Source organism: Pseudomonas sp. D1HM, assembly GCF_019266105.1.
Taxonomy (GTDB): Bacteria; Pseudomonadota; Gammaproteobacteria; order Pseudomonadales; family Pseudomonadaceae; genus Aquipseudomonas; species Aquipseudomonas taetrolens.
Genome location: NZ_LRMN01000009.1, coordinates 163,295 through 170,035 on the forward strand (window position 1 = coordinate 163,295; position 6,741 = coordinate 170,035).

At 58.2% G+C, this 6,741-nt stretch carries 4 protein-coding genes; 2 read left to right on the forward strand and 2 right to left on the reverse strand.

Annotation, left to right across the window (positions count from 1 at the left end; translation table 11 throughout):
• Window positions 1-70: 70 nt before the first annotated feature.
• Window positions 71-823 (reverse strand): tetratricopeptide repeat protein, encoded by a 753-nt coding sequence (locus AWM69_RS13410; RefSeq protein ID WP_218727124.1) that lies wholly within the window; start codon window positions 821-823, stop codon window positions 71-73.
• 3 nt (window positions 824-826) lie between these two features.
• Complete coding sequence (locus AWM69_RS13415; protein ID WP_131652181.1) at window positions 827-1,507, reverse strand: Fe2+-dependent dioxygenase; 681 nt, start codon at window positions 1,505-1,507, stop codon at window positions 827-829.
• A 217-nt stretch (window positions 1,508-1,724) separates the two neighbouring features.
• On the opposite strand from AWM69_RS13415, the gene AWM69_RS13420 reads away from it, so the two are divergent.
• Together AWM69_RS13420 and AWM69_RS13425 are read left to right on the forward strand one after the other, a co-directional pair.
• Window positions 1,725-3,983, forward strand: coding sequence for a TonB-dependent siderophore receptor (locus AWM69_RS13420; protein ID WP_218727126.1), 2,259 nt, complete (start codon window positions 1,725-1,727; stop codon window positions 3,981-3,983).
• Between the two features lie 118 nt (window positions 3,984-4,101).
• On the forward strand, window positions 4,102-6,639 hold the full coding sequence (locus AWM69_RS13425; RefSeq protein WP_218727128.1) for a sulfite reductase flavoprotein subunit alpha: 2,538 nt from the start codon (window positions 4,102-4,104) through the stop codon (window positions 6,637-6,639).
• The last annotated feature ends 102 nt before the right edge of the window (window positions 6,640-6,741 follow it).

Here is a 6,741-nt window from a genome sequence, read left to right on the forward strand (position 1 = left end):
CGGTATGCAAAAAGCCCATGACACGTCATGGGCTTTTTTGTGTCTTTTTTTCGCCGCCTGCGGTGGCCGGTTACACCGTCAGCTGAGCCGCCCGCCGTGCGTAATCCTCTGCCAGAGCCCGCACCTGCGGATGTTGCGCTGCCAGCAATGTGCCCTGTGCCACCTCAAGAAACTTGAGGTTACCGCCCTCCAGCGCCCGCCCGAACCAGACCAGCGCCTGCTCGATATTGCCGGACTCGGCCAGCACAGAGGCATGACTGAATTGCCCGCGAAAATCGCCGGCCTCGGCGGAGTGTTTGTACCAGAGGCAGGCAGCGTCTTTGTCCCGGGGGCAATGAACGCCCTCCTCAAGATAACGCCCCACCAGGTTCATCGACTTGGCGTGCCCCAAATCAGCCGCCTGGCGATAACACGCCAAGGCCGCCACCTGATCCTCAGCCACACCGCGCCCCGTTGCCAGCAGGTTGGCATAGTTGTAGAGCGCCCACTCCTGGCCCTGCCCGGCCGCCTGGCGATATTCCTGCGCAGCCCGGGTCAAGTTCACCGCCCCGCCCCAGCCGTGCTCCCAGCAACGACCCAGCATGTTGCGCGCCATCAGGTGACCGGCATCGGCTGCAATCTGGAACCAGCGTCGGGCCAGGGCCGGATCGCGCGCGATACCCTGCCCGTCCAGCAGGATTTGCCCCAGCAGGGCCTGCCCCTCGACAATCCCCTGTTTGGCGGCCATCAGAATCGCCTGCGCCGCCCGGGCCGGGTTTTCACTCAGCATGGCGGTCAGCTGCTCACCGTCGAGCACTTCTTCGCGGCGTAACTGAAAGCTCATGGCCTAGACCTCAACCCAGCGGCGCAACAGGTTGTGGTAGGTGCCCGTGAGCTGGATCAGCGAGGGATGATCGGGAACGTCACGGGTCAGTTGCTGGATCGCACCGTCCATTTCAAACAGCAACGTGCGCTGGCTGTCTTCGCGCACCAGGCTTTGGGTCCAGAAAAACGATGCATAGCGCGTGCCCCGCGTGACCGCATTGACCTTGTGCAGGCTGGTGCCGGGATACAGCACCATGTCGCCCGCCGGCAGTTTGATCTGCTGGGTGCCGAAAGTGTCCTGAATCACCAGTTCGCCGCCGTCGTAATCCTCAGGGTCGCTGAGAAACAGCGTCGACGACAAATCAGTGCGCACCCGCTCCGCACTGTTTTTGGGTTGTCGCACGGCATTGTCGATATGGAAATCAAAGCTGCCGCCAGCGGTGTAGCAATTGAGAAGCGGCGGGAAAACCTTGTGCGGCAAGGCGGCTGACATGAACAGCGGGTTTTTCCACAACCGGTCGAGCATTGCAGCGCCGATCTCAAGGCCCAACGGATGGCCTTCGGGCAATTGCAGGTTGTGCTTGGCCTTGGCCGACTGAAAACCTGCAGTGATTTTGCCGTCAGCCCAGTCCGTCTGCTGCAGGGCCTCGCGGATGCGCACGACTTCCTCACGGGAGAACAAGCCGGGAATATGCAGCAGCATGGCGCGATACCTGAAAGCAAAGGGATGCCAATGGTATTGATTCTTATTGATTGTGTAAAACCCCGTTAATAAAAGGGTTACGAAGGGACGTGAAAAAAACGTCAAGAGAAACTGTAAAGAATGTAAGTTTTGCGCAAATAGCAATCTCTCTCAATTGATACAAGGAATTGTTTGCACTATATTTTGCGACTCAAATTCTGGGGGAAGGGTTCTACACATGTCGCGCCAACCGATAAAAATACCTGTCAGCTCACCGCGGCTCCTGGCCTCGGCCATTGGCGTCGCCCTCACGGCGACCTCCGCTGCCCATCTGGCACAAGCGGCCGAGAGCACAGAAAGCAAAGCACAGGGCAACAGCATTTCCCTCGGCGCGACAACCGTTACGGGTGAGCAAGAGACAGGTAGCTACAAGACCGACAGCTCAACCTCGAAAAAATACACGGCACCTTTGCGCGAAACCCCGAAGAGCGTGACAGTTATCCCGCAGCAAGTAATTCGCGACACGGCAGCCATGAGCCTGGTTGACGCTTTGCGCACGACTCCGGGGATTACCTTTGGTGCTGGCGAAGGTGGCAACCCGGCAGGTGACCGTCCGATCATCCGCGGCTTCAATGCTGAAAGTGACATGTTCATTGATGGCATGCGCGATGTAGCATCTCAGAGCCGTGAAATATTCGACGTAGAGTCGATCGAAGTCAGCAAAGGTCCTGGGTCAGCATTCACCGGGGCGGGCTCTACCGGTGGTAGCTTGAATCTGGTTACCAAAACGGCTCACTTGGGGAACGCCTACAACGGTGGTTTCACATGGGGTTCTGATCAAACCAAGCGAACTACGCTGGATTTGAATCAGCAAATGAACGAAACCTCGGCCTTCCGCCTGAATTTGATGAAGCACGAGGCCAACGTTGCAGGCCGCGATACAGTCGATGTAAGCCGCTGGGGTGTTGCGCCTACATTCTCGTTCGGACTGGGCACGGACACTCGCCTCACCCTTAGTTACTACCACGTCAAGACGGATGACATGCCTGATTACGGTATTCCGTTGACCTCCAGTAGCAACCGAAGCAAGTACAACGTTGACAAGCCTGCCCATGTTGATCGCGACAACTTTTACGGGTTGACCGGCCGCGACTACCGCAAAACGTCCAATGACAGCGGCACCATTCGCTTCGAACATGACCTGAATGACAATTTGACGCTGTCCAACAGCTTCCGCATGTCGCGCTCGACACTCGACTATATCGTCACAAACCCGGATGACAGCAAAGGTAACGTGGCAAACGGCCTGCTTTATCGCAGCACCAAGAACCGCAACTCAACATCCAAAGGTTGGGTAAACCAAACGGATCTAAGCGCCAAGTTCGATACCGCATTCATCGAGCACAGTCTGGTAACGGGAATAGAGTTCTCTTACCAGGACACGCATAACCGTGGCTACGACATCAAATCCAACGGCCCCGCCGGTACAACCTGTACCCCGGCAATGATGGTTTCCGGTGATTGCACCAGCCTGGACAAACCGACTCCGGGTGACGGCTGGTCCGGCAGCATCACGGACAGCCAGGGCTATACCGATACAGATACCAAAACCAGCGCTGCCTACGTATTCGACACATTGAAGTTCAATGAGCAATGGTCGTTGAACCTCGGCTTGCGTTACGACGATTATCAAACGAAATCCAGTGGTTACAGCACTGGCGGTCGTGGCTCGCTACCCGGCGACTTCAAGCGTGAAAATAATGCACACTTGTGGAACTACCAGGTAGGTGTCGTTTACAAACCGCTACCTAATGGCAGCATTTATGCAGCCTGGTCGACATCCAGCAACCCGGCTGGAGAAACTAGCGGTAACGGGGGACTCGATCTGGCGGCTAAAGATTCCAACCTTGATCCAGAGCGTAACCGTAACTACGAGCTGGGCACGAAGTGGGACTTCTTTGACGACAACCTGTCGCTCACAGCAGCACTGTTCCGCACAGAAAAGACCAATGCCCGCATTGATGACCCTGATGGCGCAACCACACAGGTTCTCGACGGTGAACAACGCGTCAACGGTATTGAGCTGACCTACACTGGCAAACTGACCAACGAGTGGAAGGTTTACGGTGGCTACACCTACATGGAAAGTGAAGTCGTCAAAACCACAAAAGCTGAGGACAAAGGCAATCACATGCCGAGTACCCCTCGGAACAACTTCATGGTTTGGTCGACCTATGACTTGACCCCGGACTTCACTCTGGGTGCAGGCGCGACATTCGTAGACTCTCAGTACGGCAACGTTGCGAACTCCGTAGAGATCCCGTCTTACTGGCGCTACGACGCAATGGCTACCTATCGCTTGAGCAAAAACGTCGACCTCCAGTTGAACGTTCAAAACCTCACGGATAAGCGCTACTTCGACCAGGTGTTCCAGACCCATTACGCTCACGTAGCAGCGGGTCGTACAGCCTTGTTGACCACCAGCTTCCACTTCTAAACCGGAGTTAAGCTGTGCAAAGCCCCGCCCATCTGATGGCCGGGGCTTTTGCGTGTAAAAAGACTGATGCGGCACTCTACGCCGCGATGAATTCAATTGAACGAGCAAGGCGGTTGTCGTGTTTAAGAAAACCCTGTTCCAGCTGCACTGGTTTTTCGGGATAACCGCCGGGTTGGTTCTGGCCCTGATGGGGATCACCGGCGCTACGGTGTCGTTTCAGGACGAACTGCTGAACCTGCTCAACCCTTCAGTGCTAAAGGTCGAAAAACTCGACAGCGGAGTGTTGCCACCCGCCGAGCTGGTACGCAAGGTCGAAGCCATCGAAGGCAAGCAGGTGTCCATGCTGTGGGTCGGCGTGGACAGTGACAGCGCTGCGCGGATTTTCTTTACCCCGCCACCGGGCGAACGCCGGGGCCAGTTGCGTTATGTCGACCCTTACACCGGCGAGTATCAAGGTGATGCAAACGGTCAGGGCTTCTTCAATCTGATGCTGCAACTGCATCGTTTCCTCGCCATTGGCCAAACCGGTCGCCAGATCACGGGCGCGTGTACGCTGATGCTGATTTTCTTCTGCCTGTCCGGGCTGTACCTGCGCTGGCCGCGCAAGGCACTGAACTGGCGGGCATGGCTGACGCTGGACTGGGCCAAAAAAGGCCGCAGTTTCAACTGGGACCTGCACGCCGTTGCCGGTACCTGGTGCATGATTTTCTACCTGATGGCCGCGTTGACCGGGCTGTCATGGTCTTACGAGTGGTACAACAAAGGCCTGCAAAAACTCTTTTCGGATACGCCTCCACACGAGCAACAGCGCAAAGGCGGACGCGGCCAGCCAGGGCCTGCGGGCCCGGCTCCCACCGCTGACTACGAGGCCATATGGGCCAGCCTCCAAAAGGCCGCCGGGCCTGGGTTGAGCCTGTACAACGTGCGTATGCCACCGGTCGCCGGGCAACCGGCCACGGTCTTCTACCTGTTGAAAAACTCACCTCACGAACGTGCGTTCAACCAGATCGTGCTCGATCCCGCGACCGGGGTGATCAAAAAACATGAGCGCTATGACGACAAAAGCTACAAGGCGCAATTGCTCAGCAGTATTTACGCATTGCACGTGGGCAGCTACTGGGGCCTGACCGGGCGCGTTCTGGTCACCGTTGCCAGTCTGACCATGCCGCTGTTCTTTATTACAGGCTGGCTGCTGTACCTGGACCGTCGCCGCAAAAAGCGCCAGGTCAAGCAGGCCCGCCAAGGTTTCGCAGCCACTGGCAGCGACGCACCGTCATGGCTGATCGGGTTTGCAAGCCAGAGCGGCTTCGCCGAACAACTGGCCTGGCAAACCGCCGGACAGCTACAGGCCGCCGGCTTGCCGGTACGCGTCCAGCCGCTGGCGGCAATCAAGGAAGACGACTTGCAGAACGCCGGCAACGCATTGTTTGTGGTCAGCACCTTTGGCGATGGCGAAGCACCTGACAGTGCCCGCGGTTTTGAACGCAAGGTATTGGGCCAGTCGCTGGATCTGAGCCGCCTCAAGTATTCGGTACTCGCCCTTGGCGATCGGCAATACCCGCACTTCTGCGGCTTTGCCACACGTATCCAGCAATGGCTCAGCGAGCGTGGCGCAAGCGCGTTGTTCGCGCCGGTGCAGGTTGACAGCGGAGACGCACAAGCGCTGCATCATTGGCAGCAGCAACTGGGCCAACTGACCGGAGGTGCCCCCAGCGCCAACTGGCAGGCACCGAGCTACAACAACTGGACTCTTGAGCAACGCCGGTTGCTCAACCCTGGCAGCTGCGGCTCAGCGGTTTATCTGCTGGCGCTCGGCACGCCGGATACCCATCTGACGTGGCAAGCCGGTGATCTGGTTGAAGTCATGCCGCGACAGTCTGCCTTGGCGGTCGAGCATTTCCTTGATGGACTGGGCCTCGCATCCGACAGCCCCGTGCACCTCGACGGCCTGAAAGAAACCCTGGCCCAGGCACTGGCCGGTCGTCAGCTCCCCGCCAATCGCGGGCATCTGGTGGGCTTGCATGCCCAGGCCCTGGTCGACGCCTTGATTCCGCTGAGCCTGCGCGAATACTCCATTGCCTCGATCCCCGAAGACGGACAACTGCAGTTGATCGTGCGCCAGGAGCGGCATGCCGATGGCAGCTTGGGACTGGGGTCGGGCTGGCTGACCGAGTACGCCGCCGTCGGCTCTGCGATCAGCTTGCGCATACGGCGTAACAGCGGTTTCCATTTGCCGGCTGAGCCCCGCCCGCTGATCTTGCTGGGCAATGGCACCGGCCTGGCAGGGCTGCGTAGCTTGCTCAAGGCGCGTATTGCCAAGGGTCAGCAACCTAACTGGCTGTTTTTTGGCGAACGGAATGCCGAGCACGACTTCTACTGCCGCGACGAACTGCAAGACTGGCTGGCCAAAGGCGACCTGACGCGTCTGGACCTGGCGTTTTCACGGGATCAGGCGCAGAAGATCTACGTACAGGATCGTTTGCGTGAGGCGGCCGAAGACGTCCGCCAATGGCTGGCAGACGGCGCGGCTATTTATATCTGTGGTAGCTTGCAAGGCATGGCGGCGGGTGTCGATCAGGCCCTGATCGACATCGTAGGCGCTGAGGCGGTGGAACAGTTGATCGAAGAAGGCCGTTATCGCCGGGATGTGTATTGAACCCGCGACCGACCGGGCGAAGGTGTCTGCATATTTTTTGGTGAAGCGCATTACGTAGCAGCGGACGAGTGGAACGAGGCCCCGTCCGGCTGCGGAGCAGTC